Genomic DNA, 25,005 nt, shown 5'->3' with positions numbered 1-25,005 from the left:
CGGAGAGGGGAGGGACGCGGGGATGCGGGGACGAGGGGGATGAGGAAGAAAAATCAATTAAAAATGAAGAATCTATGCTTCTGTTTCCTACTTTTTCTGAGTATTTATATTTAGTTTTTGATTCATAAAGTTGGTTCTAAATCTGTAACTTGCTTGTCAGATAATAATTTAGGTTATTGTCATTTTTGTGATTCATTACAAATCATTTGTATGTTGTTTATGACGCACTATTCTAAAAATTAATATTTGCTTTATAAATAACTAATTCTCTCTAGGAATTGATTTATATTTAAAGTTCATCAAAAATCATTGTCTAATTATGATGTTCTGCTGAAAAATAAATACTGATAGTCATGCTTTCAGATTTATGTATTTATTAAATGCCTATTTTAGTGCCAACACCTTTGTAAAGTCTTCCAGATGGTCAAAAAAATCATGTTGCAGGTGTTATTAAGTCAAGTATCAAGGTTATATTTTCGTCAAAAAATATACTTGTTTACTATTTTTAATTCAAGATTTGCATCAGCAAACAGCTAGCATTTTTCTGAAATTAATTTAAAGGAATGATTTAGTTTCTATAAAGTATGCTAGTCTTTTTATTAATTCAAACGTTTCAAAGCGGTAAGGAAAATTAGTTATTTGATTGAACGTAAAAAACAAAAACTAACCCAAATCGCATTAGCATCACCTCACAAGTAGTCAAGTATTGTTTCAGAAAATTGCATGAATTCGGAGTAAATGAGATGTTTTTTCTGTAACGAACTTGTCAACTCTTCTTGGTCAAATTCCATAAACTATATTATCCTGGACGCTGAAACTGGCTATGGCATTTATCAAGATACAGAACGTTGTCATTAACACCAGCTACGTTGTTGCTGTTAAGCTAGATACTCAAACTAGTTTGGGAGAAAAAAGCGTTTCTGTCCTAATAGCTACTCCTAAGTTTTCATTGTTCCAGTGGGATACAATTGCTCAAGATATTTGCCATTACGAATGGATTGAATTTACTGGTCAAGCAGCTAACGCACTCCAAGACTATTTTACCAGTTTCAACAACGTCATCGACCTACTGCCACAATATCAAGAGTCGAGCGCTGTTTGAAGCATGAAGTATAAAATTTATCCTTCATCTTTAATCCTTGTTGTGTGGTGTTTGTTTGAAGAAAAGCATTTAGCCTTAGCAGATAGGATATCTAGCTGCTGAAAAGAAGAGATAACTCATTTTTGGTAAGCAACAGAATTTATACCAATTGGAAAAAGATGGCGATCGCGGACTACTAAAAAGTTGTCTCAGTTGTGCTGACAGGGCACCAAAGATGCGACTTAAAATCTCAAATCCCAAATGGTATTACTGTCGCTTCACCATCCACAGTACTCAATAACAGTCTATGTCCTATGTCTGCTAATTCAATTGATACTGCCTTGGCAGAGTTAGAAGCCCAAATTAACAATTGTGAAAAGGATTTGATTAAGGTTATAGAGGGAAAAAAAATGAAATCAGAAAAGCCAATCTCAATTAACAAAATTAATAGACAATTACAACAAAATCCTATAGCCATTGTGGGCATGGCTTCTCTATTTCCCAAAGCGAGAAATTTACGAGAATATTGGCAAAATATAGTTAATAAAATTGACTGTATTACCGATGTGCCTGATACACATTGGAGCGTCAAAGATTACTACGATCCAAACCCTAGAACTCCTGAAGATAAAACCTACTGTAAAAGAGGTGGGTTTATCCCAGAGGTTGATTTCAACCCAATGGAATTTGGCATTCCTCCCAGCATCTTGGAAGTAACAGATGTATCGCAACTATTGAGTTTAGTAGTTGCAAAAGAAGCAATGGAAGATGCTGGTTATGGCGAATCTCATGAATTTAATCGCGAGACTGTGGGGGTAGTTTTGGGTGTGGCAATGGCCAAGCAATTGGGAATGCCACTTTCGGCGCGCTTAGAATATCCGATTTGGGAAAAAGCTCTTAAAAGCAGCGGTTTGTCTGACGAAGATACCAAAAAAATCGTTGATAAAATCAAAAGCGCTTACGTGAAGTGGGATGAGAATGCTTTCCCCGGAATGTTGGCGAACGTAGTTGCTGGTAGAATTGCCAATCGCTTGAACTTTGGCGGCATGAATTGTGTAGTTGATGCTGCTTGCGCTAGTTCCTTCGGCGCTTTAAAAATGGCAATCAGCGAACTGATAGAACATCGTTCTGACATGATGCTGACTGGTGGTGTGGATACCGACAACACCATCATGGCTTACATATCCTTCAGCAAAACCCCAGCGGTTTCGCCTAGTGAGAACGTCAAACCCTTCGATGCTAAGTCTGATGGGATGATGCTGGGTGAAGGCATCGGCATGATTGTCCTCAAGCGCCTCGAAGATGCCGAACGCGACAACGACAAAATCTATGCCGTCATCAAAGGGATTGGAACTTCTAGCGATGGACGCTACAAGAGTATTTATGCACCTCGTAAAGAAGGGCAAGTAACAGCCTTGCGGCGTGCGTATGATGATGCTGGTTTTTCTCCCGCTACCGTTGGATTGATGGAAGCGCACGGTACTGGCACAATGGCTGGCGACCCGACAGAATTCGGTTCTTTAAGAGACTTTTTTGGCGAACACGACTCCAAAAGACAGCACATCGCTTTAGGTAGCGTCAAATCGCAAATCGGGCATACAAAAGCGGCTGCGGGTGCGGCAAGTCTAATCAAAACTGCTTTGGCACTGCATCACAAAATCTTACCAGCCACAATCAACATTACCGAGCCGAACCCCAAACTCAACATTGAAAATTCGGCATTCTATTTAAATACCGAAACTAGACCTTGGATTCGTGCCGAAGGTGAAGCGCCAAGACGTGCTGGGGTAAGTTCTTTTGGCTTCGGTGGTACAAATTATCACGTCGTTTTGGAAGAACACGAAAGCGAACAAAACCGTCCCTATCGCTTACACAATAGTCCGCGTGAAGTAGTACTGTTTGCTCCCAACCCCGCGCAACTTTTGGGTAAATGCGAAGACATTTTAAACAACTTGCAATCGAATGACGGCGAAAGGCATTATGCCCAATTAGTCCAGGAGTGCCAATCAGCAGAAATTCCGATAATTGCAGCCAGAGTTGGGTTTGTCGCTGAGAATGTGCAAGAAGCTTGCAAGTTGATGCAAATTAGTATCGACTGGCTGAAACACAAGAGGTCAGCAGCATCCTGGGATCATCCCCAAGGGATTTTCTATCGTTCCACTGGTATGGAATTGGGCGGAAAAGTTGTAGCTTTATTCTCCGGGCAAGGTTCGCAATACTTGGAGATGGGTCGGGAATTGGTGATGAATTTCCCCCTAATGCGGCGTTTACATGGCTACATGGATAGCTTGTTAATCAAAGATAATTTGCAGCCGCTATCAGAAATTGTTTTCCCTCGTCCGGTGTTTGAAGAAGCAGAAAAAAATGCTCAAGTTGCTGCTTTGCAACGCACAGAATACGCTCAACCGGCAATTGGCGTGTTGAGTGCCGGAATGTATTCCATATTGCAACAAGCTGGGTTTAAGTCAGATTTCGTCGCCGGACATAGCTTTGGGGAACTAACAGCTTTGTGGGCAGCAGGTGTTTTGAGCGACCAAGATTACTTGTTTCTGGTGAAAGCCAGAGGTCAAGCGATGGCAGGCCCAGAAGACCCCGATCGCGATGCGGGCAGTATGTTGGCTGTGAAAGAAGATATCAGCAAAGTACAAGCAGTACTGAGGCATTATCCGCAGGTATCCATTGCTAACTTTAACTCTCCAACGCAATTTGTTGTCGCCGGGCCAACCGCAGAAATCGCTAAAGTCAAACAGACATTGCAAGAACAAGGATGCGCGGCTGTCTTGTTACCTGTATCAGCAGCTTTCCATACATCGCTGATTGCCTTCGCTCAAAAATCCTTTGCGATCGCGACTAAATCTGTTGGCTTTCAAACTCCCAAAATCCCCGTTTTCAGCAACGTTACTGGCAAGCCGTATCCCAAAGAACCCCAAAATATTCAAAAAATCTTTGAAAGCCACTTATCCAGCTCGGTGCTGTTCAAGCAGGAAATTGAAAATATCTATGCAGCTGGCGGTACTTGCTTTGTGGAATTTGGGCCGAGACGAATTCTTTCCAACTTAGTGAAAGATACCCTTGGCGATCGCCCCCACATCACAATTGCCTTGAACCCTAGTACCCAAAAGAACAGCGATCGCTCTTTGCGAGAAGCAGCCGTACAGTTACGCGTCCTTGGTTTGCCTTTGAAAAACCTCGATCCGTACCAAGTACCGCCTACACTTCCCGCAACTGAGCCAAAGAAAGCCTTGAATGTACGTTTAAACGGCATTAATTACCGCTCAGAAAAAACCAAAAACGCCTTTGCTCAAGCTTTAGAGGATGGACATAAAGTTAGTTTACCTGCTGCTCCATCCAACAATTCCACTCCTGAATTTTCTCAAACAGTGGTTCCCACTCCACCAGTAAAAGAAAGTAACGGACGCGTTACACCCATCCCCGAATTTTCAAATAATACTAATTCCTCCGCATCTAGAAACGGGCGAGAAGAGGACACGGGGACATGGGGACGCGGTGACACGGTGAGTGTTGATGATAAATTCCCCGCGTCCCTGCGTCTCCCCCTCTCCGCGTCTTCCTCATCTCCCTCATCCCCCCTACCCCAAATGAATCCTGCGACCCTTTCACCTCAACTAGCCCAGGAAGCGAAGATGCAACCAACACCGGAAAAATCTCAAAATTTCCAACGGGTGCTAGAAAGTTTAGAGTACCTTTTGACAAAGTTTCAGCAAAACCAAGCTGAGAATTTACAAGCCCACGGGACTTACCTCAACCATCAGGTGGAATACACGAAAACGTTTTTCCAACTGATGCAACAGCAACATGCTTTGTTTGCTAACACTAAATCTTCCACAGAAACCGCACAACTGAGGCAAGTTGTGATGGAAAGTGTCGAGCGTAGCATGACGCAGTTTCACGCCCAACAAGGCGAAACTCTACGCATCCACGAGCAATATCTCCAAGAGCAGATAGAATACGCAAGAAACTTTTTCCAACTAATCCAACAAGAGTATTCGCAGTTACTTTCTGAAGACGTAACTACTCAACCAACCGAGATATTATCTAATGGCGTAAGCGATCGCCACGTACCTTTCACTATCGCCACACCCGTTACTGACGCACCTGTACCCCCTACGACTCAGATAGTCGAAACCCAGCCGGAACCCGTACAACAGCCAGTAGCGAATAATGGCTCAAAGGTTACTGAAGCACCTGTAACCCCCGCTGCCTCTATTTGGGAAATCCAGCCTGAGCCTGCCCCTGAGCCTGTAGTAGAGGCATCTGTTCCCGCTCCTATCCCAGCGATCGAAACTCAGTCTGAGGTTATTGTCCAAATCAGTACGCCGACCGCTGTTGAATCTGGTACGGAACCGGCACTGACAATTACTGCACCTATATCTATACCTAGTGTTGATGTCTCTGACTTAGATAAAAACTTGTTAGCCATCACTAGTGAGAAAACTGGCTACCCAGTGGAGATGCTGGAACTAGACATGGATATGGAGGCTGACTTAGGGATTGACTCTATTAAACGAGTGGAAATCCTGGGAGCATTGCAGGAGATGTATCCTGACTTACCCAAGCCAAACTTAGAAGAACTTGCAGAACTCCGCACCATCGGTCAAGTTGTCGAATATCTGCAATCCCACGCTTCTAGAAGTGTCTCTGTAGAAATCGCCATTAACGAAGTACAACAGACATCACAAACAACGATTGTAGCTCCAGCAACGGTAACGGTAGTTACTACACCCGATCCAGTTGTTAGCCCAGCGAGCGCAGAGACTGAAATTGAGGAAACAACTACCAATGAGTATGCAGACTTAGGTCAAACTCTCTTAGCCATCACCAGCGAGAAAACTGGCTACCCAGTAGAGATGCTGGAACTAGATATGGATATGGAGGCTGACTTAGGGATTGACTCCATCAAACGGGTAGAAATCTTAGGGACGATGCAGGAAATGTACCCCAACCTACCCAAGCCAAATATTGAAGAACTAGGAGAACTCCGCACCATTGGTCAAATAGTTGATTATCTCCAGCAGTTAGTTGGAGGTGAAAAAAAAAAGTCTCAGCCTGAGTTTGACTTCCAGCCAGTCCAGATAATCGGTAACGTTACTCGCCGTCCAGCCAAACTCAAATTTCTGCCACCGCCGGATAGTTTAGATTTCGCGTTACCAGAGGGACACATCAGTTTAATTATCGATGATGGCTCCCTCACCACCTCCCAAGTAGCTCAATCCTTAATCGAACGCGGTTGGAAAGTAGTGGTTTTAAGCTTTCCCCAATCGCTCGTCTCGCAACAATCGCCTTTACCAGCCGGAGTTAATCGCATCACCCTAGCAGATATGAGTGAAGAACTTCTCCAACACAAATTATCAGCGATCGCGACTAACTTCGGCACGATTGGGGCGCTGATCCACATTCATCCAGCCTTCCAGACGAGTCACACCAGCACAATTTCCTATCTCGAACAGGACAAGGCGATAGTTAAGCACGTTTTCTTCATGGCCAAACACCTAAAGAAATCCCTCAACGAAGCAGCAGGTTATGGACGTAGTTGTTTCCTCACCGTGACTCGATTAGATGGAGCCTTTGGGTTTGAGCATAACACCAACTTTGGAGCGATCGCTGCTGGTTTATTCGGATTAGTCAAAACGCTGAGATGGGAATGGCCCAAAGTGTTTGCTCGCGCCATTGATTTAAGCCCCACTTTGGATGCCCAGCAATCAGCCCAACACATTATTGCCGAACTTCATGACCCTAATCTCTACATTAGTGAAGTCGCCTACGGTTCTCAGGGACGCGTCACCCTCAATACTTCCTTCAAGAAGTAGGGGACAGGGGAAATTCATGGAAGAACCTTTACCTGAATTGAACCCTATACCTGTGTTTCCTCCGCTACCCGAACTTCCCCCGGAGCCTCCGACTGTGCCCGATCTTCCGTCGCTACCGGAGCTTCCCCCACTACCGGAGCTTCCGCCTCTACCTGAGTTTCCCCCTTTCAAATCTAGGCATTACTCCGGTCTTGCTGCTAGATTACCTAAATTTTTTAACGAACCGCAAAGGACGCGTAGACGCACAAGCGGCTTCCCACAGAGTAGAGCGCGAAGGAAGAAGATAACAAGAGAGTAGAATACAAAACCTCTATCTTCCTCTTTTTGCGTCTGGTGCGTGACGGACACTTTGCTCAAGAAAGCCGCTCGCGCAAGTGTCCTCCTCTGCATGAGCTTTAACGCCCAAATCCAAAATTTCAAATCTTAAATAGTATGACCGCACAAACCCAGGTTCGTCCTTCATCTGTCTTCCTCGTCAGTGGTGGTGCTAAAGGAATTACGGCTGAATGTGCTATCAAAATGGCACAACACCAACCTTGTACATTCATCCTCCTCGGTCGTTCGGAAATCTTAGAAACCGAGCCAGATTTTGTCCGAGATTGTTTTGAAGAAGCGGCATTAAAAAAACGCATCATGGAAAATCTGCTTTCTCAAGGAGAGAAGCCTACACCCATGAGCGTACAAAAGATATATAACAAAATTGCTTCTAGCCGAGAAATTAAAAATACCTTAGCAGCAATTCAACAAACAGGGGCAAAGGCAGAATATATCAGCGTTGATGTTACAGATGTTGCAGATTTACAAAACAAATTAGCTTCTGCCGTTGCAAGCACAGGAACAATCACAGGTATTATTCACGGTGCGGGAAATTTAGCCGATAAATTAATAGAAAAGAAAACTGACCAAGATTTTGAAAAAGTTTATACTGCTAAAGTTCAAGGGTTGGAGAATCTATTAACTTGTATCGATCCCAAGCAACTTGAGCATTTAGTATTGTTCTCCTCCGTCAGCGGCTTTTACGGTAATATCGGACAATCAGATTATGCGATCGCTAATGAAATCCTCAACAAATCAGCCCATTTAATTAAGCAACATCATCCTCAATGTCACGTAGTTGCGATTAACTGGGGAGGTTGGGATAGTGGCATGGTGACACCAGAACTCAAAAAAGCTTTTGCCGAACGCGGAATTGATATTATTCCGGTAGAAGCTGGGACACAAATGCTTGTCAACGAATTACATCCCACTCATCATGCAACCACACAAGTTGTGATTGGCAGTCCTAGCATTCGACCACCCGCACCTGTAGATGCAGAACTGCGAAGCTATCGTATCCGTCGCCGGATGACAGTGGAAACCAATCCTTTTCTCCACGATCATACGCTGGCTGGTACTCCGGTATTACCAGCTACCTGTGCCATGTCCTGGATGATTAATGCTTGTGAAGAACTTTATCCAGGTTACACATATTTGCGTTGTAAAGATTTCAAAGTTTTGAAGGGAATTACCTTCAGTGAAAACTCCCCTAGCGAACATATTCTAGAAATACAAGAGCTTGCTAAAACTGAGTCTGATTTTGTTGAATTTGAAACTACAATCTTAAGCAAGAATCCTGCGGGTAAAACTCATTTTCACTACAAAGCACAAATCAAACTGGTGCGACAGATGCCAGAGGCTCCGATTTATGAAGCCGTAAATCTCACAGAAGATAACATTATCACGACTTCTGGCACAGACTTTTATCAAAACGGCGATTCATCATTGTTTCATGGCCCAGCTTTTCAGAAAATTGTCAGAGTCTTAAATATTAGTCCAGCAAAAATTACTATCGAATGTTTTTGGAAAGAAATCACACCCCAACAACAAGGACAATTCCCCGTACAATGGCATAATCCCTACACAACAGACTTGAGTACACAAGCCTTATGGATTTGGTTAAATCATTTTCATCAAGAAGTTTGTTTGCCGGGGCAATTAACGCATTCTGAACAGTTTAGAACTGTGCCTTGTAACGCACCATTTTATGTTTCTTGCGAAGTCGAAGGTAAAACAGCAACTGGTGTAACTGCTAATTTTTACCTCCATGATGCTGAGGGAAAAATCTACTCACGCATCTTAGGAGCTAAAGCTGTAATTGCACCTATGAACTTACACAAGCGTAAGTAGTGGTTGTTGACTGATGACTGTTTAATTAAGTGAATGTACAACTTTGATTTGTAACAGCTTAATTACTTTTGAGTATTTAGCTATAGCAATCCTATTGAAGTTGTTTTTTAGCAAATTACAACAAATAATCTAAGCAGCAGAGCCGTTGCTGAACTTTGGTGAAACGTAGAAGACACAACGAGAAAAGAAAAGTGTCAAAAATTCACCAATGATTTAGGATTGCTATAGTAAGCTAATATTGTATTTACTGTCTTACTCCTTTCTGCTCTCTGCGTAAAACGAAAAATTAGGTATTATTGCAGTAAGACAAATACTTAACAGTCAACAGTCAACAGTAAACATTTAATCTTGTTATAAATCCTTTCAAGTTTGGGGAACTGTGTAAATACCATCGCATCTAGGGAGCGTAAATTCTTCTGGCTGCCCTGAAAAATTGCCCTGTCACCAAATACCCCAACGAGGAATCAGTAGTGGAAAAAATAGCCATCATTGGATTATCATGCCTCTTTCCTGATGCTAACAATCCTGAGCAATTTTGGCAGAATCTTGCTGAAGCAAAAGATTCGACATCAGCTGTTACTGTTGAAGAAATGGGCGTAGATCCCGCAATATTTTACGACCCAGTTAAAGGCAAACCAGAAACGATTTACTACCTCCGGGGAGGATTTATTCGCAACTTTAAATTTGATGCTAGCGAATATAATCTACCAGCAGAATTTCTAAATAGCTTAGACAACACCTTTAAATGGTCGCTTTATACTGCCAAGCAAGCAATTGTGCAGAGTGGTTATTGGGGAAACAGAAATGTACTTTCCAAATGTGGCGTAATTTTAGGAGCTTTATCTTTACCGACAAAGCTATCAAATCAATTAGTTGCGCCAATTTATCGGCAAACTATTGAGCCTGCGATCGCAGAACTTTTACAAGATAAAGATTTTCATTTATCAGCTTTACCAACAACAACTAAAGCATCAACATACAATGCTATGGTTTGTGGTTTTCCGGCGGCGTTAGTTGCTCAAGCTCTGTCTTTATCTAGTAATCATTTTTGTATAGATGCAGCTTGCTCTTCATCTTTTTATGCTATTAAATTGGCATCTCATTACCTCTGGACTGGTAAAGCTGATTTGATGCTTGCTGGTGCAATCAGTTGTTCCGATCCGCTATTTTTACGCATGTTCTTTTCTGGGATTCAAGGGTATCCAGAAAACGGTATTAGCTGTCCTCTAGATAAGGCATCACGAGGATTAATTACATCGGAAGGCATTGGGATGGTGGTGCTGAAACGATATAGCGATGCTGTCAGAGATGGCGATAAAATTTTAGCCACCATTTGCGGTAATGGGCTTTCTAATGATGGCAAGGGTAAGCATTTTCTTAGCCCTAATTCTAAAGGGCAAACACTAGCTTTTGAACGAGCCTACAAAGAGGCACAACTGAGTCCGAAGGCTATTGATTATATGGAGTGTCACGCTACTGGTACTTTATTGGGAGATACTACTGAATTCAATTCGATAGAAACCTTTTTTGGTCAACACGAAGCATCTCCTTTAATTGGTTCTACTAAGGCTAATGTTGGTCACTTGTTAGTTGCTGCGGGTATGGTTAGTTTGGCTAAGACAATTCTGAGTATGTCTAGTGATGTGATTCCACCAACTATTAATGTGAATGAACCTCTCGGTTCGGAAAATAATGTCATTTCTGCGAAGAAGATTGTGCAAACTCCAACGCCTTGGCCGAATGCAACAACTAAACATGCAGCTTTAAGTGCTTTTGGTTTTGGTGGGACTAATTCTCATCTAATTATTGAACAAACGAAGGCTGAAGGATGAATTTTGTAATTTACACTTCGTAAAATTTTGAAATAAATAAACCGCAAAGAACGCAAAGGACACAAAGAAGAGTTTTAGAGAGTTACTGCGTAAGTTCTATCTTCACACTTCATATTTCACCCCTCACACTTTAAATGATGATGTTGGAACAAGAAAGTAATAGCATGGGCAAGATTGCCATTGTGGGCATGGATGCCTTGTTTGGTGAATGCAATGGATTAGATGCTTTTGAACGTAGTATTTATGATGGCAAACAGCATTTTATCCCTTTACCACCGAAAAGATGGCATGGCATAGATGAACAAAAAGACTTACTCCAAGAGTACGGTTTAGTAGAGGGAAAAGCACCGATAGGGGCATACATTACAGATTTTGACATTGATACTCTCGGTTACAAAATCCCGCCCAATGAAGTAGAAAAACTTAACCCGCAACAACTGTTACTATTAAAGGTTGCCGATCGCGCCCTCAAAGATGCGAAAATTACCGAAGGCGGCAATGTTGCGGTAATTATTGCGGCTGAGACAGAGTTATCTGTCCACCAGCTACAGCAACGCTGGGATTTGTCTTGGCAGATTAAAGACGGCTTAAACGCTGCGGAAATTACTTTACCGCCAGAACAAATTGCCCAACTGGAAACCATTGTCAAAGATAGCGTCCACCATCAAGTAGATATTGGTGAATATCTGAGTTACATCGCCAACATTATGGCGAGTCGGGTTTCTTCATTGTGGAATTTTACCGGGCCTTCGTTTACCATCACAGGGATGGAAACCTCGGCTTTCAAGGCGTTGGAAGTGGCGCAAATGCTACTGCTTTCTGGGGAAGCAGATGCAGTTGTCGTTGGGGCTGTAGATTTAGCTGGTGGGGTGGAAAGTGTGTTGTTGCGAAATCAGTTAGCAACAATTAACACTGGTGCTAATACTTTGAGTTACGACCAAAAAGCCAATGGTTGGATAGTTGGTGAAGGTGCTGGCGCAATTGTACTCAAGCGTTATGATACTGCCAAAGAAGATGGCGATCGCATCTATGCGGTGGTTGATGCTCTAACTTTTGGGCAAGTCTACTCTAACTGTGCTGATGCAGCAACGGTTACTCAAGTTTGTCAGGAAGCTTTTCAGCAAGCAGGTATTCAACCAGCCGAAGTTAAGTATGTAGAAGTTTGTGGTAGTGGCGTTCTCCACGAAGATGAAGCAGAAATTGCTGGCTTAGTACAAGCTTATCCTGCGGTAGGGAATGGTTTGCACTGTGCTATCGGTAGCGTCAAAGCTAATATCGGTCATACTCAAGTAGCTTCTGGAATTGCCAGTTTAATCAAAACTGCTTTGTGTCTCTATCACAAGTACATTCCCGCCACGCCTAACTGGTCTGGTGTGAAAGCACCACAAGTATGGGAAGGTAGTCCTTTTTATGTAGCTACGGAATCAAGACCTTGGTTTCTTGCTAAAGACTCTACACGGCGAATTGCGGCGGTGAATAGTATTGGATGTGATGGGACTTACGCCCATTTAATCTTGTCGGAAGAACCCGACCAACAAAAATACAGCAGCAGCTATCTGGAACAAATGCCTTTTTATCTGTTCCCCCTAGCAGCCGACCAACGCGCGCAATTTTTAGAGGCTTTGGATAATCTCCAACAAAGCATCGATAAAAGTTCTTGTTTATCAGTTGCTGCAAGCCAAGCTTTTGCCACTTTTACACAACAATCACAAGCCCAGTACGCTTTAGCAATAACCGGACGCAACAAAAAAGAATTACTCAGAGAAATCGAATCTGCCCGTAAAGGTGTCAATAGCGCTTTTGATAAAGGGACAGACTGGTTAACACCCGCAGGTAGTTACTTTACTGCTAACCCATTGGGTAAAAAAGGTGAGATTGCCTATGTTTATCCAGCAGCGGTTAATTCATACGTTGGTATCGGTCGTAATTTATTTCACTTATTCCCCAGAGTCTACGAAGACTCAATGGTGAAAAGTATTTACCAACGTGTAGCTGATGTGGAAAGGCTAGTTTTCCCCAGAAGCTTGAATAAATTGTCAACCAGACATCTGGAAACGCTAGAAAAACGATTGCTAAGTGATTCTTTAGCAATGTTTGAAGCCGAAATGTTTTTTACCAGATTAATCACCACAATTATTCGTGATGATTTTCAAATTCAACCCAAATATGTGTTTGGGTATAGCTTGGGTGAAACCAGTATGATGGTTGCCCAAGGAGTTTGGAGCAATTTTTATCAAGGCAGTAGCAGCTTTAACTCTTCAGCTTTATTTGGCGATAGATTATCCGGGCCGAAAAATGCCGTGCGTGAGTATTGGGGATTACCAAAAAATTCCTCAACTCCAGATAATAATCTTTGGAGTAACTATGTTCTCATGGCCTCTCCATCACAGGTCAGAGAATGTTTAGAAAATGAACCGCGCGTTTATTTAACTCAGATTAATACTGATGAAGAAGTATTAATTGCCGGCGAACCAGCAGCTTGTCAGCGAATCATTAGAGCTTTAGGTTGCAACGCTTTTCCTGCTCCCTTCGACCATGTGATTCATAATGAAGCCATGCGATCGGAGTACGATGAATTGGTGAAATTAAACACTTTGCCATCGCAAATTATTCCCGGTGTTGTATTTTATTCTGCGGCTGAATATCAACCTATCAAACTTGAGAATGGGGAAATTGCTCGCAGTATTGCCACCGGACTTTCCCAACAACTTGATTTTCCCAAATTAGTTGACCGTGTTTACAACGACGGAGCCAGAATATTTATTGAAGCTGGTGCTGGTAGCGTTTGTTCTCGCTGGATCGATAAGATTTTAGAAGACAAAGAACACATTACAGTATCCCTCAATCGTAGAGGTATGGATGACCATACTTCGATTGTCAAAGCGTTAGCAAAACTGGTCAGCCATCGAGTTGCTATAAATATAGCCCCACTCTACAGTTCTGTTGCAGCAACTAGCAACCAAAATAAACCAACTCTGAGAACTGTAACCTTAGGAGGCGACTCAATTACCGCCACAATCTTGAGTGAAGAAAATCGCAAATTTTTCCAAAATATTGCGGATAAATATAGACGCGATCGCTCCCACAATTTGCATCAAAACATACCATTATCCAGTGATGCCCAACTGATAAATTCTCTGAAATCTGCTCAGAAAGTTGCTAAACCTGACAGCCATTTCCAGAACATTTCCCCAGCTAAAACTAAGCCAGCAGAAGTCCAGATGAAAACTATCATTGAACACGGTTTTGCAACTCAAGAACAACTACAATTTTCTGAGTCAACTACTAGTCAACAGGCAATTTCTCAAACTATTTCGTCTTCATTTGTTAAAAATAACGAAGTTGACAACGCTATTAACATATTTGATTCCAAGCAGTCTCAGTATCAAACATTGACTGCTAACAATTCTCGGATAACAAAATCCCATACTGCCTTTTTACGAGCTAGACAAGATTTTAGCAAACAAATGAGCGAAATCATTCAACTACAACTAGCTTGTGCTGAGAACTTATTGAATGAAGAATTCTAGTAATTAAGTACAAAGGATGAAGGCTCAAATTTTAAACTTCATCCTTTCTCCTCCACCTCCATCCTTTAGAAACCATTGCTTATACTTTGAGGAATAGCTACTGTGACCACTGTAGATGCGCTGCTCAGTAAACATGATAACGGTCTTGGCTTTTCTGCCTATACCTACAATCAAAACATGGTTTGGAAAGGGTCTTTAGATAGTATATCTTTTGAGCAGACAGCCATTAAGGAAAAATTAAAAGTCTTAGATAAACCTTGTTATATCTTAAAAGTTGCAGGAAAAATCGGTGTAACAAACGAAGGTTATTTATATCCTGTTGAGAATGGAACAACGGTACAATTAGAACTACTAGCGTCCATTGCACCAATCTGTATTCAACAGTTAGGCGACCCGAATTTCCTCTCCTTTCATGGCGTAAAATATGCCTATGTGACTGGCGCAATGGCTGGTGGAATTGCTTCTGAAGAAATGGTTATTGCCCTTGGTCAAGAGAAAATTTTAAGTTCCTTTGGTGCAGGTGGTTTACCTCCAGAACGTTTAGAATCAGCAATTAATCGCATTCAACAAGCCTTACCTCACGGCCCCTATGCTTTTAATTTAATTCATAGTCCTAACGAACTTGCAATTGAACGCCGTGCTGTAGAATTATACCTCAAACATCAAGTAAGAACTGTAGAAGCTTCAGCATTTCTAGACTTAACTCCCAACATTGTTTACTACCGCGTTGCGGGATTAAGTTTAAATGATGCCAATCAAATTGAAATCAAAAACAAAGTCATAGCTAAAATTTCTCGTCGAGAAGTAGCTAGTAAATTTCTCCAACCAGCACCAGCTAGAATTATTAAAGAACTTCTTGAGCAAGGATTAATTACTCAGTTACAAGCAAAACTTGCAGCTAAAGTTCCGATGGCTGATGATATCACCGTAGAGGCTGATTCTGGCGGTCATACAGATAATCGTCCCCTAGTTTGTTTGTTGCCTTCAATTATTGCCTTACGCGATGAAATTCAAGCACAATATCATTACGAACAACCTATAAGAATCGGAGTAGCAGGCGGAATTGCTACACCACAATCAGCCTTAGCAGCCTTTATGATGGGTGCTGCTTATGTCATGACTGGCTCGATTAATCAATCTTGCATTGAATCAGGTGCTTGCGAACATACTAAGCAACTATTAGCGCAAGCAGAAATGGCTGATGTGATGATGGCTCCAGCAGCTGACATGTTTGAAATGGGAGTAAAACTGCAAGTTCTCAAACGCGGAACTTTATTTCCCATGAGGGCGCAAAAATTGTATGAATTATACAGAACATATGACTCAATTGAAGAAATTCCGCTTGCGGAAAAAGAGAAACTAGAAAAACAAATTTTCCGCAGAACTATCGCTGAAGTATGGGAAGGAACAGCAGCTTATCTATCGCAAAAAAATCCGGAAAAACTGGGTAAAGCTGTCAATAATCCCAAGTTGAAAATGGCACTAATTTTTCGCTGGTACTTAGGATTATCTTCCCGTTGGTCTAGTTCTGGTGAAAAAGGTAGAGAAGTCGATTATCAGATTTGGTGTGGCCCAGCAATGGGTAGCTTCAATGACTGGGTAAGAGGTTCTTATCTAGCTGAACCAAATAATCGGCGAGTTGTTGATGTTGCTTATCACATCATGACAGGAGCAGCATTTTTATACCGTATCCAAAATTTAAAAATGCAAGGAGTGCAAATTACTGAATACTACAGTCAGTATCGCCCAGAGCATTCTACTAATTTATCTGGCGTGATTTAACCGTTAGAAACCGAGTGGAGTAATTCTAACATTCCTAAATCACTTATTATCTCTCTGTGTGTTCTCCGTGTCTCTGTGGTTCGATTAAAAAATTATTTTTCACAACTCAGATAGGCTGCTATCTTGCATTCCTAAATGATTCATGAAATTGCACGCAGAGGCGCAGAGGCACAGAGAATATGAGAATGTAATTTTTGATATTTTATTTAGGAATACATTACCAAAATAAACTCGGTTTTTAAGATTATTTTTTCAATTGAGCTAACCCTATCTTCAAGGATTGCACATGAGTTCATCTAATCGGATTCCTACTTATACAGCAGAAGAAATTAAAGCTTGGCTAACATCTCATTTAGCTGAATTACTAGGAGTCGATGCAGCAGAAATTGACATTCAAGCACCACTCGACAGTTACGGTTTAGATTCAGCACAGGGAATGCTTCTAGCAGCCAAAGCAGGGAAATTTTTGGGATTTCAGTTATCTCCCTTACTACTGTGGCATTATCCGACTATCGAATTACTTTCCCAACGTTTAGCCGAAGAATCTCAAGCTGACGAGTCCGAAGTTTTTGAAATTTAAAAATAGGCAGTAGAGATGTGATGAGTCGCGTCTGTGCAAGGGAGTGAGGAAGAATTTTTTATGTTTTGTTGGGTATTCAAATAATTTGAATAACAGTCTTAAAATAATTTGGAAATTACTATGAATGCATCCGAAATTTTAGCAACTCTCAACCAAAAAGGCGTAAAAATTTGGGTTGAAAATGAAAAATTAAATATCCGTTCTCCTAAAGGAGTATTAACACCAGATATCCAAGCAGAACTAACTGCACGTAAGCCAGAAATTCTGGAATTTTTACGAGAACGTAACACCAACATTACTCCTACAATACCATTACCACAAGGTTTAAGTTTACAAACCATTGGTCGTTTAATAGGAGAAACTGGCGATCAATTAAGCTTAGAGTGTAAGGAACCGATTATAGATCCCAAACTCATGGCTCAAAGGTTGAGTATCACTTTTAGACCTTTGCCGAAGGGATACAAAAATACAGAAATTCTCAAATTTAGAGCCGAACTAGAACAGAAGTTGCAAGAATATGGAGTGAACGTTACACCTTGGCAACAAGCTACCACAGAGTTTCGCTATGAAATTAATATACCATTTACTAACATCAAAAAAAGCATCAAAACCAGAGTAGTAAAAACTGGAATTAATGCTGTAATTGATGTTGATAGACCACCGACAATCAGAAGCCGTGCTGAAACGTTTGCAGCCGAGAAGTTATATCAATTGTATTCGCGCTTTGTTTTGAAAGATCAAAAAATATCAGTTTCGAGAATTGGGAGTTTAATTGGTTGGGCTGAAGATTGTGCTGCTAAATTTATTGAAGACCCTACAAACACTCAAGTAATCGTTCTCACAGATATAGATAAGGAGTTTGTGAATTTCCAAACTCCTTATCAACAGAAAATCAAAATGGGTTTGAATACCTTGGTTAGAACCTTTTCGGAGATTGTAATTGGAGTTTCTCAATCACAATTTTCCATTTTAAACATGAATCTGTCTGATTCAGTATTTTCAATAGATGAAATAGATAGATTTGTCTTAAAATCTCTAATTCCTAAAGTTTATGTTCCCATATTACCGCTGCCTTTAAGCAAATTTAAATTAGGTAACTACAATCCAGAGTTATCAAGTTATGCCCAAAAGTTAGTCAGCTTGAGTACTCAGCTAGCAGATACAAACCTCTTCCCTCCAGGTTCCAAGCTGAGTGAAGTGATTAAAAGGCGATCGCATAGAGATATTGTGAATGTAATCGTCAATGGTAGAACAGGTGTTTCTTATGGTTTTGTCGCTTATGCAGAACCCCCAAAGTACATTGGTGAAATTGAAATACCCGAAAGTGAGTGGCAAAGCTTAATTCCTGTTACTGGATTTAACAGTGATGAAGTCCGGCAAAATCCCATCGGCAGACGGTATTTAAAAACCAAAATAGGAGCAGAATATAAATTTAAACAGATTCCCGATATTTGGATTTGTAGCGCTCGTTCTGGTTCAAATAAAACTAACTTACAACTAGAAAGTGACATCTTAAGAATTGGTTTAACGGATAAATTATTCTTAGATGTACCAGAAGGAATTGACCCAAAAACAGCGGATATCAAACCTTCTTATGATGTCTATGTCATGCTGGCGATCGCATTATCTGCATCTCTTTATGCACCCAACTTAATTAGCAATGGAATGCCGATGATCCATTTCCACGGATACCCAGCAGTTGAGTGGTTGCAGGGGCATGAATATGTTATGGGAGTTGACAATCCTTCTGTACCTTGTGGCACTTATGAATCAGGCGTGTTCAACTTTTTAGGTGTTTATAATTTGGTAAATCAATACGGCACAGATATTAACTTAGCCTGCTTGATAGAACCAGATCACGGTACAAATATCATCACTCCTGATTTGGAATATCTCTTAACAAGATTGAAAGCAGGTTGCGAACAATCAGCAATTGAGTTAGGTGGCAAACATTTTGCTTCTCTCAAAGGACAGTCAACCGCTCACTAATAACTTAAAGGCGCACAAAGTTCAGTTTGCACTTTATCAAAATACCAGTGAATTAGAATGACAACTCTCAAAGGGAAGACAGTACTTTTGACCGGAGCCTCACGCGGTCTGGGTGTATATCTGGCGCGCGCACTAGCAAGAGAACAGGCAACTATAGTCTGCATTTCTCGTTCCAAATCAAAGCTAGATGTAACATGCGAAGAAATCAAAGCTTTGGGTGGTCAAGGAATTAGTATTCCCTTTGATATGCAAAACTTGACAGAATTGCCAGTTTTAGTCCAACACATTCAAGAATTTGTTGCTCCAGTTGATATTTTAATTAACAATGCTGGCATAGAAATTCATCGAGCTTTTGCAGATTATTCAAGAGAAGAAATTCAAGCTGTATTAACAACTAATCTCTTATCTGCGATGGAATTAACTCGTTTATTACTACCCAGTATGGAGGAACGAGGTAGCGGTCGCATTATCAATATTGCTTCTTTGGCTGGTAAAAAAGGCGTTGCTTACAACAGCATTTATTCTGCTAGTAAAGCAGGTTTAATTATGTGGACTGATGCTATGCGTCAGGAATTGGCGGGTACTGGCATCTATTTTTCATCAATTTGTCCGGGATATGTTTCTGAAACTGGCATGACTGCTGATAGCCACATACCTGCACCCGCTTTAGCTGGTACTTCTACACCCATGAGAGTGGTGAATGCTGTTATCAAAGCTATTAAGCACAACAAAGCAGAGGTAATTGTCAACGAAAATTTGATTACGGAAGCCGTGACAAAACTCATGTTTGCTATCGGACAAATTTCTCCCACTTCTGTCGATAGAATTTATCGCTTATTGGGCGTGGCTAAATTAAACAAACGACGAGCAGAAAATTGGACTCCAAATCGTCGTTTGGAAATCAGTACGCATCATAAATAATGTCAGTTGTTAGTTGTCAGTTGTCAGTTGTCAGTTATCAGTTACTTCACTGTTCCCTGTCTCAATCAATACTGCCAGCACTTTAGATGCCAGCCAAAACCTGCTACAGCAACAGCAGCAAGATAATTGTCAGCAGGGACTAACTCTAAAAGACTCCAGTTTTTATATCTCTCCAACCTCGCCGGTTCTGTGGGAGTTAGTGCTATTTCAACTTGTTCTAACTGAGCAATTCCTTCTCCAGTTGCTTTTAAATAAGCTTCCTTACAAGTCCAGTAGCGAAAGAATACTTCTTGCTTTTTGTCAATAGGGAGCGATCGCACTACAGCATATTCTCTAGGTAAAAAGAACCTTTCGGCAAGAGCTTCTACATCAGACATCGAGCGGATATATTCTAGGTCTATACCAATTTGGCGAGTATAATTCACAGCACACAATGCTAACCCTTGGGAATGAGACAAGTTGAACAATAACCCACTGGTTGCCAAAGTCTCTGCTAATACTGGTTTGCCACGCGGTTCATAATCAAACTCTACTTTTTGCGGCTCAATACCCAAGTACCCAGCCAATATACAGCGGAGGATACCGCGACCAGCGATAAAACGTTGCCGATGCTCCTCAAAATAAAATCGTTTAGCACGAGCAAATTCATCGTTGGCAAGAGTTGCTGCTAAATCTTGTAACTGCTTTTCTGGTCGGTCAAGGTCAATTCGCCAGACATGAACCTCATCCGGCAATAAAGTTAAATCTGCTGGTGCTGGCAGCCACGTATGATTAAGACCAGTCATTCTAATTCGTAATTCGTAATTAAGCCTACGTTTTAAATCGCTCGTCTACAGGAATCTGATAGCCGTTAGCGAGACGATTGGTTGTGTTTGCCGTGGCGATTATTCCCATTAGTTCCCCGAACGTGGTATCACTCATACCTTTGGCACGCGCTGCTGCTGTGTGCGAGGCGATGCAGTACTCGCAGTTATTTGTTACGCTCACAGCGATATAAATTAGTTCGCGCATTAATGGGTCAAGTTCGCCGGGACTGGTCATTACTTCCTTAACCGCCTGCCACGTTCGTTGCAGGGTAGGGGGATGGTTGGCTATGGCTTTCCAGAAGTTGTTAATGTAGTCATTCTGGCGCGTAGCCCGAATGTCGTCATATATCGAGCGCACTTCGTCGCTGGCCTCTTCGTATTCGATTAGCTTAGTCATGCTTCTATTCAAAGGGACAAATCAATTAAAAATTAAAAATCCATACTTCTGCCTTCTGCCTTCTGCCTCCTGCCTTCTGACAAATAGGCACTTTGGCACACCTTTTTTGGAAAGGACGGGTATGCTTTTGTTGTGGGATACATTTCATGTAAAAAGTATTGGAAACTATAAGTCCCTCAGCTAGCTACTGAGGGATTTTTTGTTAAAGCGATCGCAGCCCAATATCAATTCACACTTTAACCTTTTATTTGCACTGACCGATATTTGCGACTGAGTATAAACATTACAAGAGTTAGCAGCAATATCGCTTTGAGCGTTGACGGTTCTATCACCTTCTTTACTTCTGGTGGTGGGGGAACGTTGGTATCACAAGGAACTCCAATAACTTGACCGTTACCGGGAGTAGCATTACCACCAGGAGGAATGCACTGTGGCGGGTTGGGAGTAGGAGGCGGGACGTTGGTCACAGGAGGCGGGACATCAGTCACAGGTGTATTTCCTGGGGAACTTGCTTGGCTGGAAGAATCATCTCCTCCTCCAAGAGCCAAGAGTAATGCGACAAGACCCAGACCTCCAAGTACTGGCAAAATTGGAAAATTAAACCCGCCACCTTCTGCTGCTGGTACGAGTTCTTCTAAAGCCACAGGAGCATCTGGGGCAGCGACTATATCTACTGGAGCTAAGAATACTGGCTGTACGCTTAAAGTTTCTCCTGAAAGAGGTATTCCTTGGAGTGCCAACTGATCCGCAGCTGCAATTGGTACGCGTCCGTACTCGCTACCACTTACGGCGACTGGAGAGTATGGAAAAGAGAAGATTTTTAAAATGCTATCTTGAAGTGCCTGCTCGTTTCCAGTTTTTAACGCATTTAACCCCCTAGAGAGGTTAGTTAAATAATATTGCGTCATATCTGGCGGCAAATCTAAAGAGCGAATTTGCTGTTCGGTGTTAGGAATTTTTGCTACTTCATTCAAAAGGACGCGCCCGTAGGAATATTTTAAATCCAGTAATCCACTACGGGTATCGAGTTTATCGCCTGTTGTTAACGGCGACCAAGCAAATTTCTTAGTTACAGTTCCTAAACCTGCTACGGGAGTGCGACTCACAGACTGCCCAATAACGTATTGAGAACTGTCTAGAATTGAGCCAGCAGATTGTTGTTCTCGCCAGAATGATATGTATGGCGTGTCATAAACTTTAGAACTATTACCATAAAACGCAGTAAAATTTTGGTAGTTTTGCGGCCCGCCAGCGGCGCGCATTAACATTTGATCGTAACTAGGTCCGCCATTAGACCTTACTATTTGTTCGAGTATTGTTCCAGTTTTGTTGCAGCTTAGACCAAATCCCACATTACATTCAGGGATAACTCGTATCTGGCGCAGATCGTTATTATGGTCTAGTTGATATCTCAGAAATTCTTGCTCTTGACCTGGTGGAATACGATTTCGCCCACCAATATCTAGCCCAACTGGTTTTGCAGAAGCTGACTGGCATACAGAAAGTACCACTGCAAAAGATGAGAATAAAATAGCAATGCTTTTAAAATTTAACTTCAACAAGATACACCTCACACAAATGACACAAGCAGCTTCTACTTGCAATTAACAATCGGGCATAATTATTGGTTGGGTTTTAAAGAATTTCTTAGAGAGGATGGCAATCCCATCTTTGTAGAGTCAGAATTTAAATTCTTAGGCAACTGGATATTAATTGTAATTGCCGTACCCTTGAGTTCTCCAGCCGGGAGCGTATGGTATAGAACTAATGCACGGTTGGGTTGGTCAAAGAGAAATCCCCGACGCGAGGGTTGTATTTTTCCTTGCTTGACTAAGGAAACAAAAGCTTCCAAATATCGACGTATACTTTCCTGGTTATCTGGAGTGACATTCATATGACGTTCGACGAGCGTCATAAAGAAATTTACGCTGCGATTGTCTTGTCCATCAATGAGAGTACCACCATTAAAGAAAGAACTGCCTATGAGCTTGCCATCAAGTTCTTGAACTTTAAAAACAGTATAGTAACGCCCCTCTTTGTTGGGATCGTTGGCATAACATACCCAAGCACCTTGTTGATTGCGGATAAAACCTTGTTGACCCAAGTAAGAAAGCGCAGAATCATTTTGCTTACCTTGTTGTGGAGGAGGTAATAAATCCTCGACGGCATCTAAAGAGCAAATCCTCTGAGTTGTTCGTAATTGAGGCACGGTGGGGGTTTGCTGTGGTATTGTTGTTGGTTTAGGCACAATCAGAGGCTGCTGTGTTGTTGCTGGTTTAGGCACAATCAGAGGCTGCTGTGGTGTTGCTGGTTTAGGCACAGTTATAGTCTCTTGGGCGCTAGCAACACCAGACATAGCAGCCAACATAAATACTTGGAAAGCAAATTTTTTAGAGAACACAACTATATCCATCTTTTAACCTTGTTTTGTATTATTCAGAAATACTGAGACTTTCGATTATGGGCAATACGCTCTTGCTTTGGTATCACAAAGCAGTGGGTTGTTTTGTTCAAAGTTGTAGCAATTACCTTCCAGAAGCCAAGATACAGGAGGGATAATATTGCTGAATTCTGACTTTATCAGTATTCTTGGATGTATTTCATTCAAGAATTACTATCTGTTTTTTCTATATAAGTGTTTCTATTTAGATCATAAAATAAAAGTGGACATTCAATTTTTGGAGTTTCCTCAGTAATTACACTAAAACCTACTACTAAAAGAAGATTTTATGAATTTTTAATATGGTATAAACTCGCATTATGTTTTACAAGACAGTTACGTAGCCAGAAACTGAAAAAATGTTACACCATTGACTTGCTCAAAAGTTTTATCGATTTAGTGTGTGGTTCTAACTGCTAGTACTCATACGCGATCGAGGTAAATCTTTTACTTTGGCTCATACAAAGCTTTCGCAACTGAAAACTTTCTTGACTAATGTTAATGTTGAGCGTTGCTAGCAATGTTGTCTTTCAGTATTTTTAAGGCACATAAACACAAGTTCGCCTATAATCAATAGTTTTACATAATTATTTCAGCCATATACGTGCTATTTGTAACAAGTTGTTCTGGACTTGATTACTCGTGTAATATTTTTTTAATACTTTTTAGTTACAAATGTAACTTGTCTTTCTCATATTTATCATCGAAAATAACAGTATGCTTTCGACAAGCTATTAGCTTGATATGTTGATTATTTTGTTGATTTTCTGGCAAGTATTGAATAGGCTCGTGTTTTTTAGAGGTAGTGTACCCAAGTAACTTGTTGACAGAGTTTGCCATCTGAGTTGTAAAAAATTATTCTTCAGTGGACTGACTGTACCATTAGCTCGTGAGGATAAAAACTTAGTATGGGCAACTTTAAAAATCGAACACTAAGAATTTTTACGGGCTTTATTATCAAAAATTTATTAGGCATAGATAGGTTAATAAGTATATACGTTTAAAAGTATGTATATGTGTAAATAAATATCTAAAGTTTGGCAATTAGGTATTACAGATTGGGAAGAGGGAAAGTGCTTCCCCAGAGCAAAGCTCTTTTTCGTTCAGTCCCCTCTTGTTGACAAAACCTTAAATATACGCAAACAAGATTGTGACGGCGATTCATGGCAAGATAACTGAGGTCTGCTACGCGATCGCATCGATTTACACGCTTGCAAACAGTTCCATCAATAGTTACACTTTTTAAAACATTCTCATTTTTGCTTGGTAAGTGTATAGACACCTCAAATGGCGACTTCCGAAAGATTAGCGCGTCAAATTGCTTCAAAAGGCTTAAAAGCTTTTGTCCAGTTTCCTCAGAAACAAGGGAGGCGTTTTTCTCAGAAAACATCTCAGCAGTTATACAGGCGATCGCGACTCCAAAAGATAAAGCTAGCAGAGTGTGTCAGCATTACCAAACTAGCCACACTGTCTGTCTCATAAGACTAAGCTGTGGTGAAGCTCAGAACCCTGGCAATAACAAAAAAAACTCACAAGAGTTCTCTAAATGGCGGTGAAATAGCACTGTATTTGGGTTGCTGAATGCAAATGGCTGATTTACCCGAAGGGGTTCCGTCTCTTAGAATCTCAGTAAGAAAATTGCTTTGTAAACAT

The 25,005-nt window shown here is 41.3% G+C and carries 14 protein-coding genes; 10 read left to right on the top strand and 4 right to left on the bottom strand.

Annotated features, from left to right (window positions below; all coding sequences use genetic code 11):
* The first annotated feature begins 823 nt into the window (after positions 1-823).
* The 9 genes from I8752_RS14515 to I8752_RS14475 all read left to right on the top strand — a co-directional run bounded on the left by I8752_RS14515 (position 824) and on the right by I8752_RS14475 (position 19,709).
* Complete coding sequence (locus tag I8752_RS14515) at positions 824-1,102, top strand: hypothetical protein (protein ID WP_214433024.1); 279 nt, start codon at positions 824-826, stop codon at positions 1,100-1,102.
* A 293-nt stretch (positions 1,103-1,395) separates the two neighbouring features.
* On the top strand, positions 1,396-6,909 hold the full coding sequence (locus tag I8752_RS14510) for a type I polyketide synthase (RefSeq protein ID WP_214433023.1): 5,514 nt from the start codon (positions 1,396-1,398) through the stop codon (positions 6,907-6,909).
* A 432-nt stretch (positions 6,910-7,341) separates the two neighbouring features.
* Positions 7,342-9,075: an SDR family NAD(P)-dependent oxidoreductase gene (locus tag I8752_RS14505; protein WP_214433022.1), complete on the top strand. Its 1,734-nt coding sequence runs from the start codon at positions 7,342-7,344 to the stop codon at positions 9,073-9,075.
* 470 nt (positions 9,076-9,545) lie between these two features.
* Complete coding sequence (locus I8752_RS14500) at positions 9,546-10,907, top strand: beta-ketoacyl [acyl carrier protein] synthase domain-containing protein (RefSeq protein WP_214433021.1); 1,362 nt, start codon at positions 9,546-9,548, stop codon at positions 10,905-10,907.
* 140 nt (positions 10,908-11,047) lie between these two features.
* Positions 11,048-14,437, top strand: coding sequence for a PfaB family protein (locus I8752_RS14495; protein WP_214433027.1), 3,390 nt, complete (start codon positions 11,048-11,050; stop codon positions 14,435-14,437).
* A gap of 102 nt (positions 14,438-14,539) precedes the next feature.
* Positions 14,540-16,219, top strand: a complete 1,680-nt coding sequence (locus I8752_RS14490; protein WP_318780850.1) for a PfaD family polyunsaturated fatty acid/polyketide biosynthesis protein — start codon at positions 14,540-14,542, stop codon at positions 16,217-16,219.
* Between the two features lie 286 nt (positions 16,220-16,505).
* Entirely contained in the window at positions 16,506-16,799 is a 294-nt protein-coding gene (locus I8752_RS14485) for an acyl carrier protein (RefSeq protein WP_214433020.1), read from the top strand.
* 120 nt (positions 16,800-16,919) lie between these two features.
* Positions 16,920-18,788 (top strand): TubC N-terminal docking domain-related protein, encoded by a 1,869-nt coding sequence (locus tag I8752_RS14480; protein ID WP_214433019.1) that lies wholly within the window; start codon positions 16,920-16,922, stop codon positions 18,786-18,788.
* A gap of 57 nt (positions 18,789-18,845) precedes the next feature.
* The gene (locus tag I8752_RS14475) at positions 18,846-19,709 is read left to right on the top strand and encodes an SDR family NAD(P)-dependent oxidoreductase (RefSeq protein ID WP_214433018.1); all 864 of its coding nucleotides are present in this window, start codon (positions 18,846-18,848) and stop codon (positions 19,707-19,709) included.
* Positions 19,710-19,774: 65 nt separating this feature from the next.
* On the opposite strand, the gene hetI is transcribed toward I8752_RS14475, so the two are convergent.
* The 4 genes from hetI to I8752_RS14455 form a co-directional block, all read right to left on the bottom strand.
* Positions 19,775-20,494: a 4'-phosphopantetheinyl transferase HetI gene (gene hetI / locus I8752_RS14470; protein WP_214433017.1), complete on the bottom strand. Its 720-nt coding sequence runs from the start codon at positions 20,492-20,494 to the stop codon at positions 19,775-19,777.
* Between the two features lie 25 nt (positions 20,495-20,519).
* Positions 20,520-20,912 (bottom strand): carboxymuconolactone decarboxylase family protein, encoded by a 393-nt coding sequence (locus I8752_RS14465; RefSeq protein WP_214433016.1) that lies wholly within the window; start codon positions 20,910-20,912, stop codon positions 20,520-20,522.
* Between the two features lie 236 nt (positions 20,913-21,148).
* Positions 21,149-22,423 (bottom strand): hypothetical protein, encoded by a 1,275-nt coding sequence (locus tag I8752_RS14460; protein ID WP_318780849.1) that lies wholly within the window; start codon positions 22,421-22,423, stop codon positions 21,149-21,151.
* A gap of 110 nt (positions 22,424-22,533) precedes the next feature.
* Positions 22,534-23,325 (bottom strand): hypothetical protein, encoded by a 792-nt coding sequence (locus tag I8752_RS14455; RefSeq protein ID WP_214433014.1) that lies wholly within the window; start codon positions 23,323-23,325, stop codon positions 22,534-22,536.
* Between the two features lie 1,314 nt (positions 23,326-24,639).
* Between I8752_RS14455 and I8752_RS14450 the strand changes: the two genes are divergently transcribed.
* Entirely contained in the window at positions 24,640-24,834 is a 195-nt protein-coding gene (locus I8752_RS14450; RefSeq protein ID WP_214433013.1) for a hypothetical protein, read from the top strand.
* The last annotated feature ends 171 nt before the right edge of the window (positions 24,835-25,005 follow it).

Source organism: Dendronalium phyllosphericum CENA369, from assembly GCF_016056275.1.
In the GTDB taxonomy this organism is placed as follows: Bacteria; Cyanobacteriota; Cyanobacteriia; order Cyanobacteriales; family Nostocaceae; genus Dendronalium; species Dendronalium phyllosphericum.
Note: the sequence above shows the minus strand (reverse complement) of the source record. Positions and strands in the feature narration are given on the sequence as shown.

Bases quoted from the DNA above. Each gene is read 5' to 3' on its own strand.
- I8752_RS14515 (WP_214433024.1), top strand. From the start codon at position 824: ATGGCATTTATCAAGATACAGAACGTTGTCATTAACACCAGCTACGTT.
- I8752_RS14510 (WP_214433023.1), top strand. From the start codon at position 1,396: ATGTCTGCTAATTCAATTGATACTGCCTTGGCAGAGTTAGAAGCCCAA.
- I8752_RS14505 (WP_214433022.1), top strand. From the start codon at position 7,342: ATGACCGCACAAACCCAGGTTCGTCCTTCATCTGTCTTCCTCGTCAGT.
- I8752_RS14495 (WP_214433027.1), top strand. From the start codon at position 11,048: ATGTTGGAACAAGAAAGTAATAGCATGGGCAAGATTGCCATTGTGGGC.
- I8752_RS14485 (WP_214433020.1), top strand. From the start codon at position 16,506: ATGAGTTCATCTAATCGGATTCCTACTTATACAGCAGAAGAAATTAAA.
- I8752_RS14480 (WP_214433019.1), top strand. From the start codon at position 16,920: ATGAATGCATCCGAAATTTTAGCAACTCTCAACCAAAAAGGCGTAAAA.
- I8752_RS14475 (WP_214433018.1), top strand. From the start codon at position 18,846: ATGACAACTCTCAAAGGGAAGACAGTACTTTTGACCGGAGCCTCACGC.
- hetI (WP_214433017.1), bottom strand. From the start codon at position 20,494: ATGACTGGTCTTAATCATACGTGGCTGCCAGCACCAGCAGATTTAACT.
- I8752_RS14465 (WP_214433016.1), bottom strand. From the start codon at position 20,912: ATGACTAAGCTAATCGAATACGAAGAGGCCAGCGACGAAGTGCGCTCG.
- I8752_RS14455 (WP_214433014.1), bottom strand. From the start codon at position 23,325: ATGGATATAGTTGTGTTCTCTAAAAAATTTGCTTTCCAAGTATTTATG.
- I8752_RS14450 (WP_214433013.1), top strand. From the start codon at position 24,640: ATGGCGACTTCCGAAAGATTAGCGCGTCAAATTGCTTCAAAAGGCTTA.